Raw genomic sequence first — 26,549 nt, 5'->3', positions numbered from 1 at the left:
ATTAAGGAAACAGATTTTTGCACACTACATTTTCAAGCCTTCGTTTTTGTGCTTTTAACGAGTATTGTGGTGCTTCATCGAGAACATTTTTTAGTAAAACACCTTTGGTTTAATTTTAACTTGAAATTGTGAAAAACAGTAGACTATGAAAAATACTTATCATTTAAAAAATAATTATTATGAGAGTTACTATAATCACAGTTTGTTACAATCGTAAGAATACTATTGAACAAGCAATCAAAAGTGTACTAGAACAAAATTATAATGATATCGAGTATATTATTATTGATGGAAATTCTACAGACGGAACCAAAGAAATTATTGAGTCTTATAAAGATAAATTAAGCCAATATATTTCTGAACCCGATAAAGGGATGTACGATGCCATAAATAAGGGATTCAAATTGGCAACTGGAGATGTGATTGGTCTAATGCATTCTGATGATGAGTTTTATGATAAAAACGCCATCTCAAAAATCGTGACCCGTTTTAATTTTGACCCCAATATTGACGGAGTTTACGGTGATGGAGTTTATGTTTCAAATGATAAAGACGAACGCTTGATTCGAGATAGAATAGGCGGCGTTTTTAGCCTCAAAAAAATTAAAGAAGGCTGGTCGCCATTACATCCTACAGTGTACTTGAAGAAAAGTATAATTGATAGAAATGGTCTTTATAATCTTGATTTTAAAATTGCTTCTGATACTGAGTTTCTGATTCGTTATTTATATAAATACCAAATCAGAATGAGTTACATCAATTCCTATATTGTTAAAATGAGAATGGGAGGAATGAGTACCAGTTTTAAGCGTGCTTTTGAGGTTTTAAAAGAAGACTATAGAATTTACAAATTTCACGGTTTAGTACGCAATTGGAACTGTCTTTTTAAAGAAAACAATTGCTTTAAAACAATATATAGTTCATTAATAAATAATGACTAATTCGTTTTAATTATTGTTGTTTAGAAGTATAAAAGCGTCGGTGAAATTTGGATTCGCGGAATAAAAAAGTAAGTAAAGAATACTAATATATACCACATTAACATGAAGAAAATTTTCCTTTTGATAATTTTATTGCCTTTATTGATGCTTGAGTCTTGCACTACCAAAAAACAAATGTTGTATTTACAAGATTTGGATGGTTATGCAAACTCGACAATCAACTATACTTCTCCAAAAATACAGCCTAACGACATCTTAAAAGTTGATGTAGGAGATCTTAATCCATTGGTGGTACGCACCATTTAATATTACAAGCTCATCTACTAATGCACAAAACTCAGTAGAAATGATGAGGTTATCAGGTTATCTTGTTAACCCTCAAGGAACTATTATGATGCCTGTTTTAAATGAAGTAAAAGTAGGAGGATTAACACCTGCTAATGCAGAAATCAAAATAAAAGAACGGCTGATCAATGAAAATTATCTAGTAAACCCGACAGTACAGGTTCGCGTCCTTAATAATAAGTTTACCATTTTGGGAGAAGTAAATGCCCCTGGGGTAATAGCTTTTAGCGAAGAGTCGATAAGTTTACTAGATGCAATAGGACTTGCAAGAGATTTGACTTACTCGGCCATTCGAAAAGATATAAGACTAATTAGAGAAGTAGACGGGAAACGTTTGGTTTATCATGTTGATTTGACTACTGCTTCTTGGATGTCAAATCCAAATTTTCGAATCAGGCAAAATGATGTTATTGTTGTAACACCAAATAAACTAAAAGTAAATAGTGGAGGAGTAATAAAAGATCCATTACAATTGCTGGGAATAGTAGCTTCTCTCGCGGCGCTGATTATAGTGATTACAAATTAGGGGAACTAACAACGTGTAAAATTAGAGTAAAATAAAGTTTTCAATGTTTGACCTAAATACATGTATTGTTAATAATGAAACGGTATTTAATTAATTAAATAGTTATGGATTTAAAGAAAGAATTTTTAAAGTATTTTCAGTATTGGCCTTGGTTTTTACTCAGCTTGATTGTATTTGTTGGTGCACTTTCGTTTTCATCAAAGTAGTGCCTTCAACATACGAAACTTCGGCAACAATCTTTCTTGATAAAAAACAAGAAGACCAAAATAAAATAATTACGATTAGTACAGATAAAAAAAGTAATGAAGATAAATTGGAAGATGAAATTCGACTAATGACATCCAATGAATTTTTGATGGATGTGGTGAAGAATTTGAATTTGAATTTTACCTATTATGAGAAATTATATACGGTACAGAATAATTATATAAACGAAGTACCTTTTGTCTTAACACCAACAGTTTCCAAAGATTCTTTACCGCAGATTTCTTATGAAATTAAAATAGACAAAGCAGGATTTATTATAACCAACCCAGATACAGAAAAAATTTATAATGTAAAAGGCTATGACGGAAAAGAAGTTGCTTATGGCCTGCCATTTAAAATTCAATTATCTGCAAAAGCAAAAAAAAATCCGACTTATTATTTTGAAAATGAATACAAAGTAAGTGTCGAACCAAATTCAGAAGCTTTACAAAAATTGAAAGCATCACTTGTAGTTTTATCTGATGAAAAGGCAAAAGGTGTAATCGAATTGAGTCATATTGGATCAAGTCCAGATCGTTCAAGAAAAATTTTAAACGAAATTATTGTACTTCTTGATAAAAACATTGTTGTCAACAAACAAAAGGTTTACAGCAATACTGTTTCTTACCTAAACCAAAGGATAAAAAGTTTTACAAAAGAGAAAGATTCTATTGAAAGTGTAAAAGAAAAATACCTGCAAAACAATGACATCGCAGTAATGGACAATTACATTGTCGAAAAAACAGCCGATAGAAGTATAAAGAAAGAAAGCTCTTTAGTAAATGAAAAACAAATATCGCTTACAAGGTTTGCTATTAATGATATTAGACAATCTGGGCCAGCTCAAACTGTAGGTACAGATTACAACTTAGAATCTTCCACAGTAAACCAAATGCTGGTAAATTACAATACAAAGCTTATGGACAGCCAATTGATATTGCAAAGAGCACAAAGTAACAATCCAGCCTATATTTCTTTAATGACACAGTTAAAAGTGCAAAAACAGGAAATACTTAACAGTCTCGAAGGATATTTGAATTTTTTAAATCAAACCAGCAGAGCAAACAGATCTGAGCAAAGTATTGCTGATGCCAACGTAAAAAGTATTCCAACAAAAGATAAAGTACTGGGTAACATCAATAGTAACTTAAACACAAAAGAAGAAACCTATGTAGCGTTGCTTGCAAAAGAAAGAAGAAGCTGTTTTAAATGGTGCAATTTTAGAATCAAATTTAAAAACCCTTAATGCGCCCGAAACCAATTATTCTGCGATTTTTCCTCAGCCTAGAGCGTTCATGCTTGGTGCTTTTATGTTTGGTTTCTTGCTTCCTTTCGGGATCACATATCTTCGATTATATCTAGATACCAAAATACATAATGAGGAAGATATTCAAAAGGTAATTACAGATATACCTATTTTGGGACACATTCCTAAAATAAATATCAATGAAAAGTTAGATAACACAGCTACATCACGCTCTCTTATAGCAGAAGCATCTCGTGCCTTAGTCTCGAATATATCCTATTTACTCCCTCGAAATAAAGAGAGTAAGGGTAATGTAATACTATTTACGTCTTCTATTCAAGGTGAAGGAAAATCATTTTGTGCTTTTCATAATGCTATAACGGTTAGTAACCTTAATAAAAAAGTATTGTTAATTGGTGTTGATCTAAGAAATCCTCAATTACACGATTATTTTAATGTAAAAAGAAACATACCAGGCCTTTCTAATTTTTTAGCAGGTAAAGGTGATGATTGGAAAGTATTCTTGCAAAAAGAAAATGTTTTTTCTAAAAATCTCGATGTTCTATTTGCGGGAGACACGCCTCCTAATCCGTCTCAATTGATAACCAATTCTAATTTCGAATCATTGATAGAAGAGGCAAAAGAAATTTATGATTTTATAATACTTGACACAGCCCCTGTACAAATAGTCTCTGATACACTGAATTTTAGCTATCTGGCAGATGTAACAGTATTCGTAGTAAAATATGATTTTACAGATAAAAGCAATCTAGTACAGGCAGGTAATTTTATTAAAAAAGACCAGTTAAAAAATGTTGGAATTGTTATAAACGGAGTCAATTTGAAAACAGCATACGGATATGGCTACGGTGTAAGTTATGGTTATCAATACCAAGAAGCAAAAGTAAAAAGACCTTGGTATAAAAGAGGTCTTGCGGTAAAAGAAGCCTAAGCACAACAAAGCATATTTACTAAATTAAATAATATAAAATGTTTCAAAAAATAGTTCTGTTATTATTGTTCATAGTCATTGGCGCTGTTTTTTATTTTTCGTGGTTATCAGATCCTAGTTTTACGGGAGAGAGTTATCTGCCGGCTTGGCTTTTAAACTGGAGTAATCAAAATTACAATTTGCGAACGGCTGTTCCTTTCTTAGCTCTAGGTTTTTTATTAGAGGTTTATACGGAACAAAATGGTTTAAATGAATTAAATAATGAGAATAAAAAATTAAATTTTATACAAAATATAGTCTTTGCAGTAATAATCGTTTGTGTGGCTGAAGGAGGTCAATTTGTAATTCAAAGTAGAAATCCGGATTTAGCAGATGTGTTTTTTGGAATTGCAGGAAGTATAATAGGAGCAGTAAGTTACAATCTATTGAAAAAATTAAAAAATGCGAAACAGACATAAATTTACTTTCATAATGTGTTGTGCTATAGTAGACATGATCGCGATGGTCTTTGGTACTGTACTATTTTTGAATTTTGCAACAGAAGAGAATATGGGCTGGAATGGTTTATTTCTCAATAAGATGATTCCGATCACCATTTTAAGCTGGCTGTTTTCAGTTACTTATTTTCAACTGTATCGAGTAGACGTTCTTTTTAGTTTAGATGAATTTTTCCGCAACAGCTGGCGTGCTTTCTTTACACAAAGAGTTCTATGGCATAGTTACATTTTCATTTTTCAGGATGATGTTTTGTATTTTTTTGGCAGTAAAGCCAATTTAATTCAGCTGAGTTTTTTACTGTCGTATTTTTTGTTATCCAGAATCTTGTTTACTGTAGTCATAGGAAAAATAAAAGGCTGGGTTTTTAAACAATATACTGTTGCAATTTGGGGCTTTAACAAAACAAGTATAGAATTGGCTTCTCATTTAGAAAACAATTCCTTCTTTATCAATTTTGTTGGAATCCTTAATGAAAATTCATCGATAGAATATACAACTAATGAGGAATTTACTTTTGCACTTTTCGATGCAATCGAGAATGCCTCAGAAAACAATATAAATGAATTATACATTGTTACAAAACCTGATTTTATTTCAGATTTGAATTATTTCTTTGAGCTTGGTGATAAGCATTGTATGCGTTTGAAATTTGTTCCAGATTTCTCATCCATTTCAAAAAAGCATTTTAACTCAACTCATTTAAATAATTTTCATGTAATTAAGCCCCGTTTTGAGCCCTTACAAAATGCTTATAATAGATTGGCAAAAAGAGTATTTGACCTTGCTTTCAGCATTTTTGTGATAGTTTTCATCTTATCATGGCTGTATCCTTTATTGGCTTTAATAATTAAAAAACAAAGTAAAGGACCGGTATTATTCAAACAAATGCGAACAGGCAAAAAGAATCAGCACTTTTGGTGTTATAAATTTCGAAGCATGTATACAAATGTTGGAGACGAAACCCAACAGGCTCAAAAAGGAGACAGCCGAATTACACCAATAGGAAAATTTATACGCCGAACCAGTTTAGATGAAATGCCTCAATTTTTTAATGTTTTGATAGGGAATATGAGTGTCGTAGGACCACGTCCGCACATGATTAAACATACGTCAGACTACAATGACCATATTAATAATTTTATGGTACGTCATTTCGTTAAACCCGGAATTACAGGTCTGGCTCAAGTTTCGGGTCTTCGAGGGGAAACAAAAAAAGTATCAGACATGAAACGCCGTGTTACTACAGACATCGAATATGTACAGCGCTGGAGCTTAATAAAAGATGTTAAAATTTGTTTCTTAACAGTGATAGTTACCTTAAAAGGAGATAAAAATGCTTTTTAAATAATAGAAAAATAAACCAAAAATAAATTTAAAAATAAACTAATAAACAGATAATCATGGATATTACTAATTACCTTATAGGTTTACTCACAGGAGTTTCTGTGACAACCTTTTTCATTGGAAAAGAATGGTATAAATATTATACAAAATATACTATTCAGCAAAAACAATTAGATCGTGTTCTAAAATTGAACGATAAAATTAAAAAACTGAAAAGTTATAGTCCTTCAGGAACTACCAACGTTAATGTTGGAGTTTAAGACTGATTTTTTAAGTTGAATTTCCTAGAAAGCTTTTTAATTTGTAAAAATTAATAAGTCAGATATTTCAATGGAATAAGCTCGATATACATCGAGCTTATTCCATTTACCTTGATTACATGCCTGTTTTGAAAATTCCGTAAAATTTTCAAAATTAAAAATCATCATTCCAGTTTGATGATTAATTATAAAATTTCTTTTTTGTTTAAATAATCCCTTTATCTAAGGATCTTATCTCTTTATTTTATTTTTTAATAAATAGATATATCCAATTTTATTCCTACACTTTTTTACAGCCCCAATCTTATTTGGCTTAACAATTTGAGCCGTTTTATTACAAATTCTTCTTACCTGAATTGCTTTTTTATTAGTCATTTAATTGATTAAATCGACTAATAGAAAGATGCCAATACAAAGAAGAGATTGTATTATTTCTAATAAAAGAACCAGATAAAGCTATCTGAGTTTTCTTTTATTACTAAGAATGTTTCGATGTTATCAAAGTGTAATCCATTAAAAAGATAAATGCAAACTCTTAAGAGATGATTAAAAAAGAAAAAGTATTGGTTCGTGATAATAAAGGTATTTTTCTAAAAATGTTTAAACGAAAGTTCAAAGCTGACTTTGATTTTTCTGAAGATTCCTTTTTACTTAAAAATGAGAATAAATCAACTAGTTTTGATCATTCTGTATTTGTAGTATATGAGTATTCAGAGTTAATAGATTTTTTTCAATTAGAAGGTATCAATACAAATTTTATGGTTTGTTTATTTAGTAAACATCTCTATAACAGCTTAACAAGAATAGAAGAAATAAAGGATTTAATTTTGATAGATGCTTCAAAAAGCAAAAACGAAATTTTTGAAGATTTAAAGGTGTGTTTCGAAAAATCATCTAATTTAATCCCGAAACTGCCCCAGAAGAAATTCGTAAAATCAAGAATGCAAAAAAAACAGCTGGAAGTTCTTCAAAGAGCTTTATATTTTATGATGTAATGAAACCGATATAAGAAAACGAATGCATAACTCAGCTGGATAGAGTCCCCGGTTTTTAATCGGGACGGTCGGAGGTTCGAATCCTTCTGCGTTCGCAAAAAGCCGCCCTATTGAGCGGCTTTTTTATTTTAGGTTCTTCAAAAAAGTATATCTTATTTAAAAAGTTTTCCGATAATGTTTCCAATATCTGCAAAATCATCTAGATTACTTACCGCTCTTTTTTCCATAACAGTTTTATCAATTTTTGTAAAAGGGTAAATCAGAATATAATTGTGATCTTTCATGTTCTTATTTAAAAGTTCAGGTATGTTCTGCATCTGCGAAAAATAAGAATGCATGTTTCTGTCTGCCATTAAAAGTATCAAACCTTCATCTGTTTCTAAATTATGGGCGACTTCCTGCGCTTCATTCCATGAAGTTACACTATTAAAAACAGCTTCAATATTTGCTTTTTTAATAATGCTTTTTAAAACCTCAATTGTTTTATTGTTGGCATAAAAGCTCATTTTTGCTCCAGAGTTTTTTCCGATATTCCATACTCTTAATAAAGAATGAAAAAAACCAGGTTCCCGTTCTGCATTAAACGGAATAAGAACGGTATATTTTTTTATGGTAGCGATAGGCTGAACAGCATGATATATAATCACATTTATTTCCTTGTTGCGCAAGTATCCATTATAAAGATTATAAATAAAGGAGGATGAAAAACCTTTGTCTTCTTCTAAACCAATAATTAGATCTGTAATATTCTGTTCCTTAACAACATTGTTTATCCCAGACACGACATCATTATCATGTCGGGTAATTGGATTCACTTTGACATCTGCTCCTGCCGCCATATTTACAGCCGATCCAAGTAGTTTTTCTGCATTTTTTGACGAAGATTCACTTTTCTCTTCATTAATAATATTCAATGCAAAAACGCCGTCTTTATTCGTTTTTGTTTTTATGAGAAGACCAAGATTAACTATTTTTTCAACAGTATCTTCATGGTTTAATGCCATAAGAATATTCTCTTTCTCGTGACTTGTACCCGCAACAGTTTCTTCTTTATCAGAATCTGCTATTCTTTGTGCACTCGCCATAGAAACGAATGATGAAATAGTACATGAAACCAATATCAGCAAAATACTTCCGTTAAGGACATGTTCATTTAAAAGACGAATAGGTTCTCCTGCATCTGTTTCAGATAAAATAATATTATAACCCACCATTACCGAAGCCAGTGTTGCGGTACAGAAGGCTGCGCTCATTCCAAAAATAAGTGTTCCTTCATCATTAGTAAGACGAAATGTTTTTTTAGTCAAAATAGGCTGCGCATATTTCCCTCCAATAGAAGCTATAAGCATAATAGAAGCCACGCCCAAAGTTTCCCAGCTCTGAATAAAAGCATTAAAATCTATAAGCATCCCGACACTGATAAGAAAGAAGGGAATAAAAATAGCATTTCCAACAAATTCAACACGGTTCATCAATGATGAAGTATGCGGAATAAGTCTGTTTAAAGCAAGACCGGCAAAAAAGGCTCCAATAATAGCTTCAATTCCCGCTAATTCTGCCAGTAAAGCGGCAAGATAGATCATGACAATAACAAAAATGTATTGCGAAATTTTATCTTCGACATTCTTAAAAAACCATCGTGCTATAATAGGAAACACCAATAAAACGATCAAGGCAAATACCAGCATAGAAAGCGATAATTTGATCCAAAACGAAGTTCCAACTTCTCCCTGTGACATTCCTACAACAACCGCCAGTACAACAAGTGAGAGTACATCTGTAATCATCGTTCCGCCGACAGTAATATTAACGGCCAGTTTTTTGGCAATTCCTAATTTACTTATCATAGGATATACGATAAGTGTATGCGAAGAAAATAAACTGGCAAACAATACCGAAGTTAAAATCGAAAAATGTAAAATATAATAACCGCCGATAAGTCCAAGTACAAACGGCACTATAAAAGTGTAGATTGAAAAAGTAATACTCTTCCATTTGTTCTTTTTTAAAATCGCCCATGTCAATCTCAAGACCGGCCAGAAACATAATGTAAAGTAATCCTGTAGTACCAGTTACTACAACACTGCTGTCTCGGGCAAGCACATTAAATCCGTTTGGACCAATTACAGCTCCAGCTATAATAAGCCCCAAAAGATGAGGTACTTTTATCTTATTTAATAATAGCGGAATGCATAAGATTATAATAAGTTCGATAAGAAATTTTAACAGCGGATCTTCTAAAGGCAGGCTGAGGTGTTGTATACTTAATAACATATTTTATTTTTTTGAGGAAGAGTAAGTTCTACAGAAAATCTGGCCGAACAATTATCCTGTCCCGTTATAGTCTGAGTTCCTTTAATGACATTAGCTTTGATATCATCAAGAACCACATTCATCTTTACATTATTTTTAGAAATACTGTCACCTTTAAATTCGAGCATAATTTTATCTTCAATATATTTTGCTGTAAAAACGCGGGTCAGTTTTTTATTGTTTAAGACATTCGTGTAAATCCCTGTAGAATCAGATAAAAATTGCCAAGATTCATTGCGCTGATCGCCTATTACGTATTGGTCGCAATTGGATTCACGGCAAAGCATTTTACTGTTCCAAATACCTTTAATAGCATCAGGCCATTCTTTTACTACTAATGATGGATTATTGGTAACGGTATCCTTTAAAGCATAAATGCTGTCGCGAAAAGAAAGCAGTAATTGATAATCTGACTCTTTTCCGGCTATTTTTTCTTCTCTTAAATTTAAAGCCTTTTCTCTCTTTTGGAGTTCAAGTTCTTTTTTGTTTTCACATGAAATAAGTAAGCATGCAAGAAATAATAATAGAGGCATTTTTTTCATAAAAACAGTTTTGTGGATTTACATTTTTTGGACAAGTAAAAAGAATTACACCGCTGAAAGTGTAAAAAAGATATTCCAAGGTACTAAATTAATTGCTAAAAGCCCAGTTTTTGGTCTATTAAGTCTGTTTTAAGTTTGATTTTTTAGCTCCGAAGAATTATTATACAACACAGTTAAAAAAATATTTTTTTGAGCTAATAATCGATTTCCAAGGTGATTGAAAATAGCGTACATTAGTATTGAAGCTTTCGATTGAGCTTTAACTTAAATTATAAAAATGCATTTTAAATACCTACTTACTTGTTTTGTTTTATTTTCAATTACAGCGAATGCACAAATTGTAGAAGAGAAAAAGAATTTCCGCGCGACAGATTCGCTTTTAAAAGAACATAGCTTCTCTGTTCACAGAGATAATTATTTTTTAACCGGTGTACCGTTGAGTGATCCCATTACCCGAAATTCTGCCGATGTAAAATACCAAGTAAGTTTTAAACTTCGTCTAAATTCAAAACCTTTGTGGGGCGGATTTTTCCCTTATCTAATGTATACTCAAAAAGCCTTTTGGGATATTTACGCCAGTTCAAAACCATTTTCCGAAATTAATTTTAATCCTGGTGTTGCCATCGTCCGTCCGTTTTATTTGAAAGGAGGAAGATTAACCTATGGAACAATTTCATTTGAACACGAATCAAACGGAAGAGATTCCATTTATTCAAGAACTTGGAATATGCTTGCTTTCTCCTTAAAATCGCAAGTTTCACCAAGATGGAGAGTAGGGATAAGAGGATGGATTCCTTTAGTGGATAAAGAAGACAATCCAGGACTTACCAAATATGTCGGATATGGCGAAGCAAGTGCAACTTATCAGATCCAGCCGGGAAGATGGAGCGCAGACGTTCTTTTCAGGAAAGGAAGCGGCCTTATCAATTATGGATCTTTGCAGACACAAGTAAACTGGAAACCTTATAAAGAGGAGAATTATTACATCACACTGCAATGGTTTGTGGGTTATACAGAAAGTTTAATCGATTATCAGGAGCATAAAAGTATGATTCGTCTGGGATTTACAATCAAACCAGACGGCATGGGAATTTTTAAAAGCGACAGAAAAAAGGTTTTTTAACCAGTCGCCCATTTGATTTTGGTTTAATTATTTGATGCGGCACTTATTGTTTTTAGCTGATCAAAACATCTGGAATGAATTTCGGCTCCTTCTATATATTGTTCGAGAGTCATTCCGTATAAGTTGGGAAGGTTTTTAAAAGTTTCTCGATTCGAAGATTTGATTTCAAATTGATCTTGGCTGAAATTGGTTTGAATTTTCTCTGCCGTATTTTTATTTTGGTCTGTCATAGTCGTTAAATTTTTATGTAAGGATTTTAAAATCCTTATTTTAAGAAGTCAAAAGTTTAATTCTTTCAACCATTTCTTTATTTTCAGTCGACACTTCTACTAACGCTAATAAAATATCATTTCGTACTATCGTTTTGTTCCTTACATTTCGAATTAAAGCTTTACTTGGCGGCGTTTGACCCTTTTTTATCATACAGTCAATCGTTAGATCGACATACGTAGCCGGTAAATACTTGTCTATAAATTCATAAGCTTTTATGTTGTGAGAATTATCTTCTTTAAAAGTGCTATTTTTGATTAATTTTGACATATATTTGCTATTTATAACTTGTAATTTCTATAAAAAAGTAAATGTAGGAATAATATTATATTTTTCATTCTTTTTAATGTTAAAAAATATATTTTGACTACATTTTGTTTTGACTTTAAATAATGATGTATCACGAAAAATTAAGCAAATTCTTTAAGGATAAAGGATTAAAGCAAAAAGAGGTAGGACAGATTTTAGGATTTAGTCCAGCAATGATTGGGAGATATTTACACGGTACAGCTAATATTGGTTCTGAATTTATTATTAGTTTGAGTAAAAATTTTCCTGACGTAGATTTAAATGACCTTTTCGCTCAAGAAAATGAGCAGAATATGGTTAATGAGGCGGGAGCCATTTATGAAAAACATGATATTCTAAACGATTTAGAAGATATAGAAGATCGTATTCATGATATCGAAGTCGCGCTTGGCAGAGAAAAAGTTTGAGGAATAATTTAAAAATTTTTCCAAAAAATATCTAACAACCACAAAGATTAATAAAATTAAGCCGTTCCAAAAGAGCGGCTTTTTATTTTAATGAGATTGATTCTAAATTTGATAGACAATTTCTAGCAAGCGAACACATGGAAAAATTAACACGACCGGTTACGCAGAAGAATATAATCTTCCCTATACTTCATATCCTTTTTATCACGCCGTACGTTCGCATTTCAGAATGCTGAAGAATAAAGGTGTAATAGAAAATATTTTAAGGACGGGAGAGATTTAGGTTGAAATTAAAAATTAAAAATTAAAAATTAAAAATTAAAAATTAAAAATAACCATAAACCACGAACTACAAACCATCAACCATCAACCATCAGCCACCAACGTTTTGCCTTTTAACATCCAGATCTTTTAGAAACGCATCCTTAATTTCGATTTCAAAATCATCTTCTTTAAAAACAGTTAATTTAGATTTTTCAAATTTGTAAACATTAATCTTATTGTTTTTTACATCAATAAAAAGATCGTACGAATATGTGCTTGCAGTCGTGTTGTTTACAGCCCCAGGCATGAAGTATATTTTCCTGTTTTTCAAAAGGAGTTTCTGTATTCCAGTATTCAATCATCTGATCGTAATCTGGGCCTAATAATTTTTTTAATCTTGGCGCAAGACTGCTTTTTGTTAAAAACTGAGTGCCAATAACACTTTTGTCAACCAAATCATTTAGAGTATCTGTCGGATTAATTATGGCTGAATCTGATTTTAAGGCGTGTGTAATTATAGAGGTTGAATCTGTTGTAGGAACACTTTTAACTATCTCTTTTTTGCAGGAAATCAAAACGAAAATACTCAATATTACTAGAGAAATAGATTTGGTACGGCAATTCATAGTAATTGATTTTAGAATTAATAATTGAATTTATGATGTCGTAATTGTCTAATTTACATAAAGATATTAAAATAATGTTTGTTTTGAAAAGAATTAGAGGCGTTTGTATAACTCTATCATTTTAAGAGAAGAAGCATTATTAAGTTTTTTTTGTTTAACTTCATTTTTTAAAAAATTAGCTAACAATGAATTGTTTTTCAAAAATTTTATTCGGTTTTCTTTTTTGTACAGCATTAGTACAAGCGCAAAATGAAGCATATATAACCCCTGCAGAAACACAGATTGCAGACACTGCATTTGTAAAACTAAGAGATTACAGCAATGATTTTATATATGATATGAAATATGCAACGGAAGACAATTTTTTGAAAGCTAAAGTATACGATTGTGCCGAATGTATGCTTCGTTTAAAAACCGTTAAAGCACTGATTGCGACCAATAATGATTTTCTAAAAAAAGGGTACAGAATCAAATTATATGATTGTTACCGTCCTTTAGACATTCAGAAAAAAATGTGGGAGATTGTGTCGAATCCAGAATATGTGGCAGATCCAAAAAAAGGCTCCATCCATAACAGAGGAGGAGCCGTAGATATTTCTTTAGTTGATGTAACAGGAAAAGAAGTTGATATGGGGACTTCTTTCGATTTTTTCGGAATTCAGGCCAGTCATAATTTCAAACAGCTTTCAAAAGAAATTCTCTCAAAAAGAGCTTATTTGAAAAAAGTGATGATTAAAAACGGCTTTAATTCATTTGATTCAGAATGGTGGCATTATAATTTAAAAACAGGTCTAAAAGATAAAGTTGCCAATCAGAAATGGAAATGTGATTAACTATTCAACACATCGAATATTTTCGATAAAATAAGTATTAGGATGTGTCAATTTACCATTTAATTCAGAAGTTAGATCTGCTTTTACGATATAATCTTCGGTATTAGTCAGGTATTTAATTCGCATGATCGAAATCGGTGATTTTTTTAGTTCTTCAAAATTATCTTTCATAAACATAAAGATCCCTGTATTTACACGGTTATCAAAACCTTTGTCATCGCGAATTAATGTACCGCAGTTTTCCTGATTAATGTGCATTAAGGTTACAATCTTTCCGTTTTCTAATTGTAAAAATATTTTTGAATTTTTGTCAAAACAGTTAGCCTTAATAAAGTCTTTACTTTTTTTGTATCGACTGCAGGTTCAGTGTTGGTAAACCATCTGTTTGTGCCAGAGAGAAGAAAATATAATTAAAGTCGCCTCCAAAATATTTTTCACTCATTAAATATTCGTTGGTAACTTTATAACTTCCAATTGAGTCATTTACATTTACGCTGTATTCACATGGTTTTTGGGCAAATGCGGTAATAGTTAATAAAAAAAGAGTTAGAGTAAATAGTTGTTTCATTGTTTAGATTATTTTGCTTGCAAATTAAAACTATTTTGTTATCTTTTACATCTGTTGTAAAAAAACAATACAAATTCCCTCCATTTTTTATTTTCCATTTTTTACGAATGTTTTCAACTGTTTCAGGAAAATTACGAGTCGTTATATTAGCCTGCTGATTAGCAAGTTCGGGTTTCATTTCATTTTTATTGTATGAAATAACTTTTTGGATCTCAAATCTGCGCCCTGGAAAATCAATTAAATTTTCTGAAGTATATAAATGCGAATGCTTGTGTAATTTATCAATTTCAAAGGAAATACTCACTTCGTCAAATCCGCCCGATTTCATTATAGCGGCATTCGGTTCGTAAAGATATTTTTTGGGTAAATCAAATAAAGGAAATGACATTTCTTCGCCTAAAACAAATTCAAAAGTTTCTGTTTTTTCTTTTAGAAGATTGGCTGTTTTTATGGTGATATCTCCCGAATAATTTTTGTGAATTTCAAAAAGCGGCTCTTTAACTTCATTTTCAAGAGCGATTATATGAATGTTTTTTACATTTTTTAATTCAGATAATCCAGCCGAAATATCTAATAATGGCGCTGTTTTAATTAAAATAGAATCTGCTTTTTCAAAATAAAAATCAAGAAGTTCAGGAACATTTGGCAGACAGTCTTTCAGCATAAAAACTTTGCCTTTTGCATCGTTTCTTCTTGACGGATCAATATAAATCCAATCGTATTTTTGATTGGATTCTTCTAATAAATGAATAGAATCTCCAACATGAAAACTACAATTTTCAACTTTTAATTGATTAAAATTATGCTTTACAACGGCGACCAAATCTTCATTGATTTCGCAGTGTGTTATACTATTAAATTTCTTCGAAAAATAATAATCATCCACACCAAATCCGCCCGTAAGATCAATTAAAGTTTGGCCGGAAATCAAATCAGCTTTATACGCTGACCGTTTTTTCAGATGAAGTCTGCTCAACTGAAATCTTGCTTGGATAAATAATATTAGAAGCCGAAAACCAAGTTGGAAGTTTCTCTTTTGCTTTTGTTCTCGCCTCAATTTGGTTTAAAATTAAAATCCATTCCACATCGGGAAATGGATTTTTTTGCAACGCTAATTTCGTTATGTCTGCACCAGTATTTTGAATTATAAATTCCTGAATATCTGGACGCAAAATAGAAGTGTTCAAAGCTAAATTCTTTGGGTTAAAACGGATATAATTTTATTGTCAGGAAAGAATTCTTTTAAAATTACTTTTACCATTGTAAAAAGAGGAACTGCAATAATCATTCCGACGATTCCAAAAGTAATTCCACTAATTAAAATAATTAGAAATATTTCCAGCGGGTGCGAATTTACACTTTTTGATGAAATTATTGGCTGGCTGATATTGTTATCAATCGCCTGAACGACTAAAAATCCGATTACCACGTAAATAGTTGTCGGCAGAATTTCAGATCTGAAATCTTGTCCGATTAAGCTGATCATTGTTAAAAGTCGTTGCTAAAATAGTTCCTATAATTGGTCCTAAATACGGAATGATATTTAAAATAGCACACAAGAATGCTATTACAAATGCATTTTTGTTTCCAAATATTACCAGTACAATTAGGTATAGTATAAAGACAACAGTTAATTGCGAGCAATAAACCAATAAAATAGCGAGTTAAAAAATGATTTATTTTAATAACCGAATTGATGATTTTATCCTCATTAGAGTCTGGAAGTATTTCTCTTACTGTAGTTTTAAAATTATCCTGATCTTTTATAAAGAAAAAAGTAATAAAGAAAACAGAAACTAATCCCATTCCCATATCAGCCATAAAATTTATGATTGAATTTAGAAAGCCTGTAAAATAGGTGAAATCTAACATTGAAGTGATCTTAGAATCTTTTAGAACTTTATTTAAATCAACATGTTGAATATTAAAATAAGCTTCAATACTCTGTTCTGTTTCCATGAATTGGGATTGCGGCTGATTGGTGTCTAACAATGATAAGTTATTGGCTTGGGAAATAATTAACGGCACAAACAAAAAGATAAAACCAACGAGAAGCAGAACAAAAAGAATAATCGTTGTGGCGCGACCATCGAATTACCAAATTTAAGTTTTTGTTTAAAAAATAAGATCATCGGATTTGCGAGCAGGCATAATAGTAATGAAATACATAAGTATACAATTACGGTTTGAATTGAATATAAGAAGTATAATACGATGCCAATTATTAAGATTGTTGCTAAAGCTCTTAAAATTCCGTTCGAAATAGTTTTTGACGTTATCATGTTTTGATTTTAGACTATAAATATAGCGAAAAGCTTTTTAAAATATGGGTTTAAACAAAAAAAGCGAGATGAAATCCATCTCGCTTTGTCGGTTATTTTTAGCGACAATTATTGTGCAAATGAAGCTCTTGCGCCTCCAGATGTAAAAATTGCAGAAATTCTGTTTTTTTGTCCTGTCGAGAACATGTACATTGCCGCATCATCAACATAATCCATATAGTTCATAGTCATCTCTACAGGTGTACCAGAACAAGTACTGTAATGTGGATATGCAGGAACTCCATAGTTTTCTTCGTTATGAGTAGGAGTGTCGGCAACAAGATCGCTTCCGCAATTTGCATCTCCCCAGATATGACGTAAGTTCATCCAGTGTCCTACTTCGTGAGTAGCTGTTCTTCCTAAATTAAATGGAGCATTTGCAGAACCAGATAATCCAAAGTAACGAGGGTCAATAACCACGCCGTCTGTAGCAGAAGAACCTCCAGGGAATTGCGCATAACCTAAAATACCGCCTCCAATGTTACACGTCCAAATGTTTAATTTAGTTGTTGGAGAAGTAGGAGCGATTCCACCTTGAGCTGTTTTTTTCATGGCATCATTTGTTCCCCAAGAAGTTTTGGTAGTAGATTTTCTAATAACTTGATCCAAAACAAATGTAATTCCTATATTCGCCTTAACTCCTGAAAACAATGCTGGTACATTATTGTAATCTGAATTTAAAGCATTAAAATCTTTATTCAATACATCGATTTGTGATTGAATTTGTCGTCGCCGAGATATTTTGTGCAGTCGTTCTGTAAAGAACATTAACTACAACTGGAATCTCAATTTTTCCATTTACCAAACGGCCTGTAAAATTAGTAAGAGCATGTTTTGAAGTAAAAGCTTCAATTTCGTTCATCCTGATTGCCATCATCGGATCTGCTTTTAATTGAGCTTCTAAAACTTCTTGTGTTGCGCATCCACGACGAGAACGGCAAGTGCATCTGAATTAGTGGCATCAGATTGTTCATTTTGACATGCAAACAATAGTAATGTTGCAAATGCGGTAATAATAACTTTTTTCATAATAATTTGGGTTTTTGTTATAAAAATGTTGATTAGTTAAACATTGGCGCAATTTTATAACAAAATTGAATTACAGAAAAATTTTATAAAGAATATTTTGTGAGAATTTTTACAGTACCTTACAAACACTGGTTCTTACAAAAAAGAAGTTTAAAATATTAATAAGATTTTACTTTATTTTTATTTTTTTAAATGTATTTCGTCGTAAATATTTGTACGTTAAACGATTATTTCGAGAAATCATATTATTTAAAATCAGGAAAATGGTTAGAAATAATCTTAAGAAGTAAATTTTTTATCTGCAAGTAAGTTCGTAAAGCGCAATGCTCATCGCCTGCACAACATTCATACTGCTGTTTTTGCCAAACATATTAATATGCACAATTTGGTGTGAAAGTTTTAAGAGTTCATCAGAGATTCCATTGATTTCACTTCCAAGCAGTAGTGCAATTTTTTTGTTTTCTGGAATAATGACTTCTTTTAGCGGTTTACTGTTTGAAGCGATTTCTAAAGCAATAATTTCAAAATCATTGTCCATTAGAAAAGATTGAAGTTCTGTAAAATCTTCAATTACAGAATGCTTGCACATGAAGATGTGTACTTCTAGAAGTTTTATTAATTTTACGAGGTGTCAGCGGAATATCTTTTCCGAAAAAGATAATATTTTCTACCCCAAAAGCCTCAGAAATTCTGAATAATGAACCAATATTCTGTTGAAAGTAAATGTGATCACAAACTAAAGTTATGGGATAAGTTTTTCTTTCAAATTGATTTTCTTCGTGAGTAAGTCGCATTTTTTTAGGTGAAAAGTGAATAGTAAATGGTGAATAGTAATTAGTAACTAGTGATTAGTGAATAATGATGAGTCGGATTGTGTATGAAGTTTTTTTTTATTTTATGAATTGCTAATTAGTAATTACTAATTACTAATCACTAGTTACTAATTACTAGTTACTAATCACTAATTACTAATCACTAGATACTAGTACTAATTAGTAAAAATATAATTGATAATGTTGGCACCCATTTTTAGTGCTTTGTCTCTAACATTTGCAGGATCATTATGGACTTCGGCATCTTCCCAGCCATCGCCCAAATCACATTCGTAAGTGTAAAGCAATACCAATTTATTGTCTACAAAAATACCAAATGCCTGCGGACGAGTTCCGTCGTGTTCATGAACTTTTGGTAATCCATTTGGAAAAGGAAAAGGTTTTTGAAAAATAGGATGATTTGCGGGAATTTCGACTAAACTATTATTAGGGAATATTTTTTTGATCTCTTTTCGAATAAACTGATCCATTCCGTAATTATCATCAATATGCAAAAAACCGCCGGCAGTTAAATAATTCCGAAGATTACTTACATCTGAGTCGCTGAAAACTACATTTCCGTGACCTGTCATGTGTACAAAAGGATACGACAACAAATCTGGATTGCTTGGTTCAACCGTAGAAGGTTTACTTTTTATACGGGTAGAAATATTGGCATTGCAAAAACTGATTAGATTGGGCAGAGAAGTTGGATTGGCGTACCAATCACCGCCTCCGCTGTATTTAAGCAAAGCAATTTCTTGTGAGAACGAAGAAACTGAAAAAAGTAATAATAAGTAAAATATTTTTTTCATAAACTATAATTATCTAGTCGTTTTACTTTTTGATTTAAGTCTCCGTTTGTCATCCTGAGGAACGAAGGATCACACTAGAAACTCCACAAAATTTGCCGACGATCTTTATCTAATCGATTGTGATCCTTAGTTCCTCAAGGATGACAAGATTGGGTTTAATCTTTGTCGAGCCAGTTTTTGTCATTTCGACAGAGGAGAAATCTTCGCAAGAAACTCCGCGACTAACTTTATCAAAGTTCGAAACTTTGACAAAGGTTTTATGTAACCAATCAGCTAGATATTCTCATTAAAAAAAACAACACTATGGCAGGCTACAATAGCGGCTGTTTCGGTTCTTAAACGTGTATTTCCTAAAGTTACTGGTTTGTAATTGTTTTCTAATGCCAATGCAATTTCTTTCTCAGAAAAATCGCCTTCGGGTCCAATTAAAATCGTGACATTTTCATTTGGTCGCAAGACTTCTTTAAGAGATTTTTTATCTGTTTCCTCACAATGCGCAATCAATTGTAAACCTTGATGCTGTTTTTTGATAAATTCTTTAAACGAAACTGCTTCATTTAATTTTGGCAGAAAACTTTCGTTACACTGTTTCATTGCCGACAGAATAATTTTCTCAAAACGGTCTTTGTTGATTACTTTTCGTTCAGAACGATCACAAAAAATTGGTGTTATTTCTTGAATTCCAATTTCAGTTGCTTTTTCCAGAAACCATTCAAAACGATCATTCATTTTGGTTGGCGCCACGGCTAAATGCAGATGAAATTTTGGTTTTTCGGCATTGGATATAGAAAGTACTTCAACGATACATTTATTGTCTGAAGCCAATGTAATCTGGGTTTCAAATAATAATCCTGAACCATTTGTAACATGTAGAATGTCGGAATCTTTTTTTCGAAGAACTTTTATAATGTGACGACTTTCTTCTTTATCAAAAGAAAAGCTCTGAGTTGTTTCGTCTATATTCGGATTGAAAAATAACTGCATGATTAAAATTGAATTCTTGCTTTAGAAACAACAGCAGAAGTTTCAAAACGATTAGATAAGTATTTTTGATAGCCCACAATTCCAATCATTGCGGCATTATCTGTTGTATATTCAAACTTCGGAATAAAAGTTTTCCAGCCGTATTTGCTTTCGGTTTCTTTTAATGTGCTTCTAATTCCTGAATTTGCAGAAACCCCGTCGCCAATTGCGATTTGCTTAATTCCAGTTTCTTTTACCGCCATTTTAATTTTATCCATTAAAATTTCGATAATCGTATGCTGAATTGAGGCACAGATATCATTCAGGTTTTCCTCAATGAAATTTGGGTTTGCTTGTTTGTTTTTTTGAATGAAATATAAAATAGCTGTTTTAAGTCCAGAAAAACTAAAGTCTAATCCAGGCACTTTTGGTTTTGTAAAAGTAAATGCTTTCGGATTTCCTTCTTTTGCGTATTTATCGATCAAAGGTCCGCCCGGATAAGGGAGTCCTAAAATCTTTGCACTTTTATCAAATGCCTCACCCACAGCATCATCTGTTGTTTCTCCGATGATTTCCATATCAAAAAAACTATTTACTCGTACAATTTGCGTATGTCCGTACGCTTATAGTTAAGGCTAAAAAAGGAAATTCTGGTTTGTCATAACCTTCTTCATCAATAAAATGGGCTAAAATATGGGCATGCATGTGATTTACAGCAATTAACGGAATTTGTAAAGCCAGAGACAAAGACTTGCTGAAAGAAGTCCCAACTAATAAAGATCCCATTAAGCCTGGACCTTGCGTAAAAGCGATTGCGCTTAACTGTTCTTTTTGTACATTTGCTTTACGAAGTGCGGCATCTATAACGGGTACAATATTCTGCTGGTGCGCTCGCGAAGCCAATTCAGGAACAACACCTCCGTATTGATTGTGAATTAATTGATTGGCTACAACATTTGACAATACTTTGTCGTTATGTAAAACCGTGGCGACAGTATCATCGCATGAACTTTCGATGGCTAGAATAAAAACCTCTGGATTTTGCATATAAAGGCACAAATTTTGAATTATATTTGACAAATCAAATTATTTATTTGATTTAAGAAGTGACCAAAATTAAAGAATTTTTATCAAAAACAGCCGTTCTTTGTCTGTTCAAAATAAATTTAAAAGAAAACTAAAATTAAAACAGTTATCAGAAAAGTAAAGAAAATAATATCACGAACCCTAATTGGTCGCTTTTACTTTTGCTAATACTGGCTATTACGCTGTCAGTCGCCTGTTGTGCAGACTCAGATTGCTAATTATGTGACCAACTCTTTAAACGAAGATTTTAAGGTTAATATCAGCGTTGAGAAAACGGCAATTAACATTTTTGGCGGTGTCAAGTTAAAAAAAGTGATGATTTTAGATCATCATAAAAAAACACTGATTTACTCTGATATCATTACTACAGATATTGCGAGTTTCAGCCGATTACTTGACGGTGATTTAATTTTCGGAGATTTACGCTTAACAGGTTTGATTTTTAACCTGAAAACCTACAAAGGAGAAGACGAAAATAATATCAATAAGTTTATTAAAGCTTTTGAAACAAAAAATCAAACACCTTCAAAATCTACCAAACATTTTTTGCTGACTGCTAAAAATGCTTATATAGATAAAGGGAGATTTTCTGTAGTTGATGAAAACAAAGCCACACCGTTATTTTTAGATTTTACAAAACTAAATGCTTACATCAGTGACTTTAAATTGTATGGACCGGATGTAAATACGAACATTCATCGATTTTCATTTATGGATCACCGCGGTTTGTATGTATCCAATTTTGCTGGAAAATTCACCTATACCAAAAAACAGATTAAGGTTGAAAACCTGGCTGTTAAAACCAAAAGATCTTCCATTTATGGGTTAGCAGTTTTAAATTATAAACCAGAAGATTTTCTTGATTTTACAGATAAAGTGAAGTTTAATGTAGTGTTAGACTCGGCTTCTATTGCGACAAATGATATCCGTTATTTTTATGATGGACTAGGCAAGAATCAACATTTTAAAATCAAAACAAAATTAAGCGGTCCGCTGAATGATTTAACGCTTTCTAAATTAAGATTAAGCGATACTAACGGATCAAAAATTAACGGAACAATAAACTTCAGAAATCTTTTAGGCAGTAAAACGCGGCGATTTTCTATGGACGGAAAATTCGATAAACTGCTTTCCAGCTATGATAATATGGTTGTTTTGCTTCCAGAGGTTTTAGGAAAAAAACTTCCAAAAGAACTTAAAAGAATTGGTAAATTTAATATTGTCGGAAAAGCTAAGGTTTCGACGACAGAATTAGAAACCAATTTTAAAATGGCAACCGACCTCGGAAACGGGCAGGTAGATCTTCATATGAACAATATGGATTTTATCGATAAAGCTTCGTATTCGGGAAATATTATCTTGACTAATTTCGATGTAGGAGCCGTATTAAATCGAAAAGATGTTGGAAAAACAACTTTAAATCTTGATGTTGACGGAGTTGGTTTTACAGAAAAATATTTGAATACTATTATTAAAGGAGATATTTCGAAATTAGATTACAACAAGTATACCTATAATAATATAGTAGTCAACGGAAATTTTAAACTTCCTTATTATAAAGGACAAATTGCCGTCAATGATCCAAACTTAAGTTTAAGTTTTGATGGTTTATTGGATTTGAGTAAAAAAGAAAACCGTTACGATTTTCATATCAATGTGGAGAATTCAGATTTAAGAAAATTAAAATTCGTTGGTGACTCAATTTCTCATTTTAGAGGAGATGTTGTGGTTCAGGTTACCGGAAATTCTATCGAAAATCTTCAAGGAGATATTTTTATAAAAGATGCCGAATATCAAAATCCGAAATCCAATTATGTTTTTGAAGAAGTAACAATCAGCTCCAATTTTGATGCAGATCGATTGAGAACTATTACCATTGGTTCCAATGATGTTGTGGACGGAAAAATTGTTGGAAAATTCAGATTTGACCAATTGGATAAATTGGTAATGAACTCTGTTGGAAGTTTATATACTAATTATAAACCTTACAAAGTTAAGAAAGGACAGTTTTTACGCTTTAATTTCCGTGTTTACGATAAAGTCGTAGAAATGCTTTATCCAGATATAAATATTGACTCTTCTACGGTTGTACGAGGAAAGATAGATTCGGATCTGCAGGAATTTAAATTCCGTTTCAGATCACAGAAAATTACGGCGACCAAGAATACATTTGATAATATTCGAATCAATATCGATAATAAGAATACCCTTTACAATGCGTTCATCGAATTAGACAGTATTAAGACGCCTTATTACAAGATTCGCGATTTTAATTTGATCAATGTTACATCAAAAGATACATTGTTTGTACGCTCCGAATTTAAAGGAGGAAATACTGGAGAAGATTATTTTAATCTGGATTTATATCATACAATAGATAAAAATAAAAACAATATTGTCGGAATCAAGAAATCCGAGATGAAGTTTAAAGACTACTTATGGTACTTAAATGAAGACGCCGAACAAGACAATCAGATTGTTTTTGATCAGTATTTTAAAAATTTCACCATAGATAATATTGTTTTATCTCACGAAAATCAGAAAATTGATTTGAATGGTGAGATTAAAGGGAACGATTATAAAGATCTGGTGCTGAATTTTGAAGATGTTGACATCAATAAAATTACGCCCGTAAATTCTAAATTTGTATTCAATGGTAATTTAAATGGTAATATAAATTATAAACAGAATAAAAATGTTTACCAGCCCACAGCGACCATAAAAATTGATCATCTTGTTTTGAATAAAACAGAATTGGGTACGCTTAATTTTGATATTTCTGGAGATGAAACATTTAGAAAATTCACAGTTAATTCGTCTATACAAAATGGTTTTACAGAATCATTTAGAGCTAACGGAACTTTTGCAGTAGAGAATAAAGAAACTATAATGGACATGAACATGAAATTGGAAGGATTTAATCTGGCCACTTTAGGAACAATTGGAGGTGATGTTTTATCTAATGTTCGTGGTTCGGTTTCTGGAAATGCCTCTGTTGTTGGAAATTTGAAAAAACCAGAAATCAACGGTCGTTTGTATGTTGAAAAAGCAGGAATGACTGTGCCTTATTTAAATGTCGATTACGAATTAAGTGATCGAACAGTAATTGATTTGACCAATGAAAAATTCCTGTTTAGAAATAATCAGCTGACGGATACTAAATATGGAACAAAAGGACTGCTGAACGGAAGTATCGAACATCAGAATTTTGGTGACTGGAAATTAGATTTAAATATAACATCAAAACGTTTACTGGCACTTGATACAAAAGACAGCGATGATGCTGACTTATTTTGGTACGGCTTTTATTAACGGATCAGCAAGTATTCGTGGCCCTGTAGAAGGTTTATTTATTAAGGTTGATGCTAAATCTGAAAAAGGAACCGAAGTCAAGATCCCTATTAATAATGTGCAAAGTGTTGGAGAGAGCGACTGGATTCATTTTGTGACGCCAAAAGAAAAGTATAATCTCGCTAATGGAATTGTTGAAAAAACAAGAAATTACAACGGACTTGAACTGGAATTTGATTTTGATATTACCCCAGATGCTGAAGTAGAAGTTATTCTCGATCGAAATTCTGGACATGGTATGAAAGGAAAAGGATACGGATCGCTTTTGTTTAAAATTAATACGCTTGGTAAATTCAATATGTGGGGAGATTTCCAGGCATACGAAGGAACATATAACTTTAAATACGGCGGACTTATCGATAAAAAATTCTCGGTTAAAAAAGGAGGTTCGATTATTTGGGAAGGAAACCCGATGCGTGCCCAGTTAAATTTGGAAGCGGTTTATAAAACTACAGCAAATCCTGCAGTGCTTTTAGATAATGCTTCTTCATTCAATAAAAAAGTACCAGTCGAAGTTGTTATTGGATTAAGAGGAGATTTAGCGAGTCCAGAACCTAATTTTGATATTCAATTTCCATCTGTGAGCGGCGTGTTGAAATCGGAAATACAATATAAGTTAGACGATAAAGACATTCGTCAGACACAAGCATTATATTTATTGTCTACAGGTTCGTTTATGAGTACAGACGGATTCAGTCAGGGAGATTTCTCTGGAACATTGTCAGAAACGGCATCAAGTTTATTTGGTAACATTATAAAATCTGACAATGATAAGGTAAATATCGACTTAAACTATATTGCTTGCAGACAGAAGAATGGGACAGGAAGCAGATGGTCAATTCGTAGCTAATATATCTTCTCAGGTTAATGAACGCATTACCATAAATGGAAAATTAGGAGTTCCGGTCGGCGGTGTAAATGAATCTGCAATTGTGGGTGATATTGAAATTCTATATCGTGTCAATGAGGATGGTACAATGAATCTGCGACTATTTAATAAAGAAAATGATATTAATTATATCGGACAGGGAATTGGATATACGCAAGGAGTTGGTATTTCTTATGAAGTAGATTTTGATACTTTTAGCGAATTAGTCAATAAACTGTTTAAGAATCATAAAATTGAAAAGGCTGTAAAAGGATCATCTGATGATCTTCAGGATTCTTATCTCAATCCTGACTATATGAACTTTACAAGTAAAAAGGATTCAGATAAAAACAAAAAGAAAACTGCCAAAGAGGAAGAGAAAAGGAAAAAAGAGGAGGAGAAAAAGAAAAAGGAAGATGAAAACAAGCAGAAACAAGAGCCAAGTAATAATCAGGGACTAATTCCCGACAATGATTATTAACACTTTGTTAAAAAAAGACATTTATAAAACCATTATTCTCATAATGGTTTTTTTTGTGCTAAATTTAGCGGCTCTATTAGAATTTTTCATCTGAGCGAGAAATTCCGATTTTTATAACACTTCATTTAGGTATTGTTAATTTTGACGATTTAATTAAAAAGATAGTGATTTATTATTTTTAATGAAATTTTTTCCTAGAAAAAACTTATTAACGA

Annotated in this window: 25 protein-coding genes, 1 tRNA gene and 5 pseudogenes; 16 read left to right on the top strand and 15 right to left on the bottom strand. The window is 31.9% G+C overall.

Translation table 11 applies throughout. The annotated features are described in order from the left end of the window. Positions 1 to 179: 179 nt before the first annotated feature. From ACZZ95_RS25130 to ACZZ95_RS25085, 10 genes are all read left to right on the top strand, one after another. A complete protein-coding gene (locus ACZZ95_RS25130) occupies positions 180 to 941 on the top strand; it encodes a glycosyltransferase family 2 protein (protein ID WP_463471170.1) in 762 nt (253 codons plus the stop codon). Between the two features lie 102 nt (positions 942 to 1,043). Then, positions 1,044 to 1,247, top strand: a complete 204-nt coding sequence (locus ACZZ95_RS25125) for a hypothetical protein (protein WP_463471169.1) — start codon at positions 1,044 to 1,046, stop codon at positions 1,245 to 1,247. A 40-nt stretch (positions 1,248 to 1,287) separates the two neighbouring features. Continuing rightward, positions 1,288 to 1,812: a polysaccharide biosynthesis/export family protein gene (locus tag ACZZ95_RS25120; RefSeq protein ID WP_463471168.1), complete on the top strand. Its 525-nt coding sequence runs from the start codon at positions 1,288 to 1,290 to the stop codon at positions 1,810 to 1,812. Positions 1,813 to 2,017: 205 nt separating this feature from the next. Continuing rightward, positions 2,018 to 3,304: a GumC domain-containing protein gene (locus ACZZ95_RS25115; protein ID WP_463471167.1), complete on the top strand. Its 1,287-nt coding sequence runs from the start codon at positions 2,018 to 2,020 to the stop codon at positions 3,302 to 3,304. Next, entirely contained in the window at positions 3,240 to 4,256 is a 1,017-nt protein-coding gene (locus ACZZ95_RS25110) for a polysaccharide biosynthesis tyrosine autokinase (protein ID WP_463471166.1), read from the top strand. The genes ACZZ95_RS25115 and ACZZ95_RS25110 overlap by 65 nt, the downstream gene beginning before the upstream one ends. A gap of 38 nt (positions 4,257 to 4,294) precedes the next feature. After that, positions 4,295 to 4,714, top strand: coding sequence for a VanZ family protein (locus ACZZ95_RS25105; RefSeq protein ID WP_463471165.1), 420 nt, complete (start codon positions 4,295 to 4,297; stop codon positions 4,712 to 4,714). Beyond that, complete coding sequence (locus tag ACZZ95_RS25100) at positions 4,698 to 6,098, top strand: exopolysaccharide biosynthesis polyprenyl glycosylphosphotransferase (protein ID WP_141248473.1); 1,401 nt, start codon at positions 4,698 to 4,700, stop codon at positions 6,096 to 6,098. The genes ACZZ95_RS25105 and ACZZ95_RS25100 overlap by 17 nt, the downstream gene beginning before the upstream one ends. A 56-nt stretch (positions 6,099 to 6,154) precedes the next feature. Next, on the top strand, positions 6,155 to 6,358 hold the full coding sequence (locus ACZZ95_RS25095) for a hypothetical protein (protein WP_095954323.1): 204 nt from the start codon (positions 6,155 to 6,157) through the stop codon (positions 6,356 to 6,358). Between the two features lie 542 nt (positions 6,359 to 6,900). Next, positions 6,901 to 7,353, top strand: a complete 453-nt coding sequence (locus ACZZ95_RS25090) for a hypothetical protein (RefSeq protein ID WP_095954324.1) — start codon at positions 6,901 to 6,903, stop codon at positions 7,351 to 7,353. A 20-nt stretch (positions 7,354 to 7,373) separates the two neighbouring features. Then, positions 7,374 to 7,448: transfer RNA gene (locus ACZZ95_RS25085), tRNA-Lys, on the top strand. A gap of 57 nt (positions 7,449 to 7,505) precedes the next feature. Here ACZZ95_RS25085 and ACZZ95_RS25080 read toward each other — a convergent pair. Together ACZZ95_RS25080 and ACZZ95_RS25075 are read right to left on the bottom strand one after the other, a co-directional pair. After that, positions 7,506 to 9,627, bottom strand: a pseudogene (locus tag ACZZ95_RS25080) (cation:proton antiporter domain-containing protein). Beyond that, positions 9,618 to 10,199, bottom strand: coding sequence for a hypothetical protein (locus tag ACZZ95_RS25075; RefSeq protein WP_463471164.1), 582 nt, complete (start codon positions 10,197 to 10,199; stop codon positions 9,618 to 9,620). Before ACZZ95_RS25075 ends, ACZZ95_RS25080 begins: the two are co-directional and overlap by 10 nt. Before the next feature lie 286 nt (positions 10,200 to 10,485). Here ACZZ95_RS25075 and ACZZ95_RS25070 point away from each other — a divergent pair, with 286 nt between their 5' ends. Next, positions 10,486 to 11,331, top strand: coding sequence for a phospholipase A (locus ACZZ95_RS25070; protein WP_463471163.1), 846 nt, complete (start codon positions 10,486 to 10,488; stop codon positions 11,329 to 11,331). A 23-nt stretch (positions 11,332 to 11,354) separates the two neighbouring features. On the opposite strand, the gene ACZZ95_RS25065 is transcribed toward ACZZ95_RS25070, so the two are convergent. Next, positions 11,355 to 11,561, bottom strand: coding sequence for a hypothetical protein (locus ACZZ95_RS25065; RefSeq protein ID WP_463471162.1), 207 nt, complete (start codon positions 11,559 to 11,561; stop codon positions 11,355 to 11,357). Between the two features lie 40 nt (positions 11,562 to 11,601). Next, positions 11,602 to 11,871 carry a hypothetical protein gene (locus ACZZ95_RS25060; RefSeq protein ID WP_095954329.1) on the bottom strand — a complete coding sequence of 90 codons (270 nt, stop codon included), beginning with the start codon at positions 11,869 to 11,871 and terminating at the stop codon, positions 11,602 to 11,604. A gap of 122 nt (positions 11,872 to 11,993) precedes the next feature. Here ACZZ95_RS25060 and ACZZ95_RS25055 point away from each other — a divergent pair, with 122 nt between their 5' ends. Beyond that, the gene (locus ACZZ95_RS25055; RefSeq protein WP_463471161.1) at positions 11,994 to 12,317 is read left to right on the top strand and encodes a helix-turn-helix domain-containing protein; all 324 of its coding nucleotides are present in this window, start codon (positions 11,994 to 11,996) and stop codon (positions 12,315 to 12,317) included. Positions 12,318 to 12,829: 512 nt separating this feature from the next. Here the strand turns inward: ACZZ95_RS25055 and ACZZ95_RS25050 are convergent. Beyond that, positions 12,830 to 13,207 (bottom strand): hypothetical protein, encoded by a 378-nt coding sequence (locus ACZZ95_RS25050; protein WP_463471160.1) that lies wholly within the window; start codon positions 13,205 to 13,207, stop codon positions 12,830 to 12,832. A gap of 185 nt (positions 13,208 to 13,392) precedes the next feature. On the opposite strand from ACZZ95_RS25050, the gene ACZZ95_RS25045 reads away from it, so the two are divergent. After that, complete coding sequence (locus ACZZ95_RS25045; RefSeq protein ID WP_463471159.1) at positions 13,393 to 14,040, top strand: M15 family metallopeptidase; 648 nt, start codon at positions 13,393 to 13,395, stop codon at positions 14,038 to 14,040. Here ACZZ95_RS25045 and ACZZ95_RS25040 read toward each other — a convergent pair whose 3' ends face one another. From ACZZ95_RS25040 to tsaD, 10 genes and pseudogenes are all read right to left on the bottom strand, one after another. Continuing rightward, complete coding sequence (locus tag ACZZ95_RS25040) at positions 14,041 to 14,298, bottom strand: hypothetical protein (protein WP_463471158.1); 258 nt, start codon at positions 14,296 to 14,298, stop codon at positions 14,041 to 14,043. Positions 14,299 to 14,377: 79 nt separating this feature from the next. Further along, on the bottom strand, positions 14,378 to 14,608 hold the full coding sequence (locus tag ACZZ95_RS25035; protein ID WP_463471157.1) for a hypothetical protein: 231 nt from the start codon (positions 14,606 to 14,608) through the stop codon (positions 14,378 to 14,380). A gap of 13 nt (positions 14,609 to 14,621) precedes the next feature. Next, positions 14,622 to 15,795, bottom strand: a pseudogene (locus ACZZ95_RS25030) (class I SAM-dependent methyltransferase); the annotation flags it as partial. A gap of 2 nt (positions 15,796 to 15,797) precedes the next feature. Next, positions 15,798 to 16,890 (bottom strand): annotated as a pseudogene (locus tag ACZZ95_RS25025) (AI-2E family transporter). A 108-nt stretch (positions 16,891 to 16,998) separates the two neighbouring features. Beyond that, a pseudogene (locus tag ACZZ95_RS25020) lies at positions 16,999 to 17,958 on the bottom strand (zinc metalloprotease). Between the two features lie 295 nt (positions 17,959 to 18,253). Then, positions 18,254 to 18,547: a TrmH family RNA methyltransferase gene (locus ACZZ95_RS25015; RefSeq protein ID WP_463471156.1), complete on the bottom strand. Its 294-nt coding sequence runs from the start codon at positions 18,545 to 18,547 to the stop codon at positions 18,254 to 18,256. Continuing rightward, positions 18,525 to 18,752, bottom strand: a complete 228-nt coding sequence (locus ACZZ95_RS25010) for a TrmH family RNA methyltransferase (RefSeq protein WP_463471155.1) — start codon at positions 18,750 to 18,752, stop codon at positions 18,525 to 18,527. The genes ACZZ95_RS25015 and ACZZ95_RS25010 overlap by 23 nt, the downstream gene beginning before the upstream one ends. Before the next feature lie 194 nt (positions 18,753 to 18,946). Beyond that, a complete protein-coding gene (locus ACZZ95_RS25005) occupies positions 18,947 to 19,585 on the bottom strand; it encodes a DUF4159 domain-containing protein (protein WP_463471154.1) in 639 nt (212 codons plus the stop codon). Positions 19,586 to 19,858: 273 nt separating this feature from the next. After that, positions 19,859 to 20,569, bottom strand: coding sequence for a 16S rRNA (uracil(1498)-N(3))-methyltransferase (locus ACZZ95_RS25000; RefSeq protein WP_463471153.1), 711 nt, complete (start codon positions 20,567 to 20,569; stop codon positions 19,859 to 19,861). A 2-nt stretch (positions 20,570 to 20,571) separates the two neighbouring features. Further along, positions 20,572 to 21,595 (bottom strand): annotated as a pseudogene (tsaD, locus tag ACZZ95_RS24995) (tRNA (adenosine(37)-N6)-threonylcarbamoyltransferase complex transferase subunit TsaD). Between the two features lie 237 nt (positions 21,596 to 21,832). Here tsaD and ACZZ95_RS24990 point away from each other — a divergent pair. The 3 genes from ACZZ95_RS24990 to ACZZ95_RS24980 are packed head-to-tail and all read left to right on the top strand — an operon-like array spanning position 21,833 to position 26,334. Continuing rightward, positions 21,833 to 24,946, top strand: coding sequence for a translocation/assembly module TamB domain-containing protein (locus tag ACZZ95_RS24990; RefSeq protein ID WP_463471152.1), 3,114 nt, complete (start codon positions 21,833 to 21,835; stop codon positions 24,944 to 24,946). Then, positions 24,894 to 25,835, top strand: coding sequence for a translocation/assembly module TamB domain-containing protein (locus tag ACZZ95_RS24985; protein WP_463471151.1), 942 nt, complete (start codon positions 24,894 to 24,896; stop codon positions 25,833 to 25,835). Before ACZZ95_RS24990 ends, ACZZ95_RS24985 begins: the two co-directional genes overlap by 53 nt. Continuing rightward, on the top strand, positions 25,783 to 26,334 hold the full coding sequence (locus ACZZ95_RS24980) for a translocation/assembly module TamB domain-containing protein (RefSeq protein WP_463471150.1): 552 nt from the start codon (positions 25,783 to 25,785) through the stop codon (positions 26,332 to 26,334). Before ACZZ95_RS24985 ends, ACZZ95_RS24980 begins: the two co-directional genes overlap by 53 nt. The last annotated feature ends 215 nt before the right edge of the window (positions 26,335 to 26,549 follow it).

Source organism: Flavobacterium sp. AC267 (assembly GCF_979258715.1).
The sequence above is the reverse complement of the archived record's forward strand: the minus strand, read 5'-3'. Positions and strand labels throughout refer to the sequence as shown.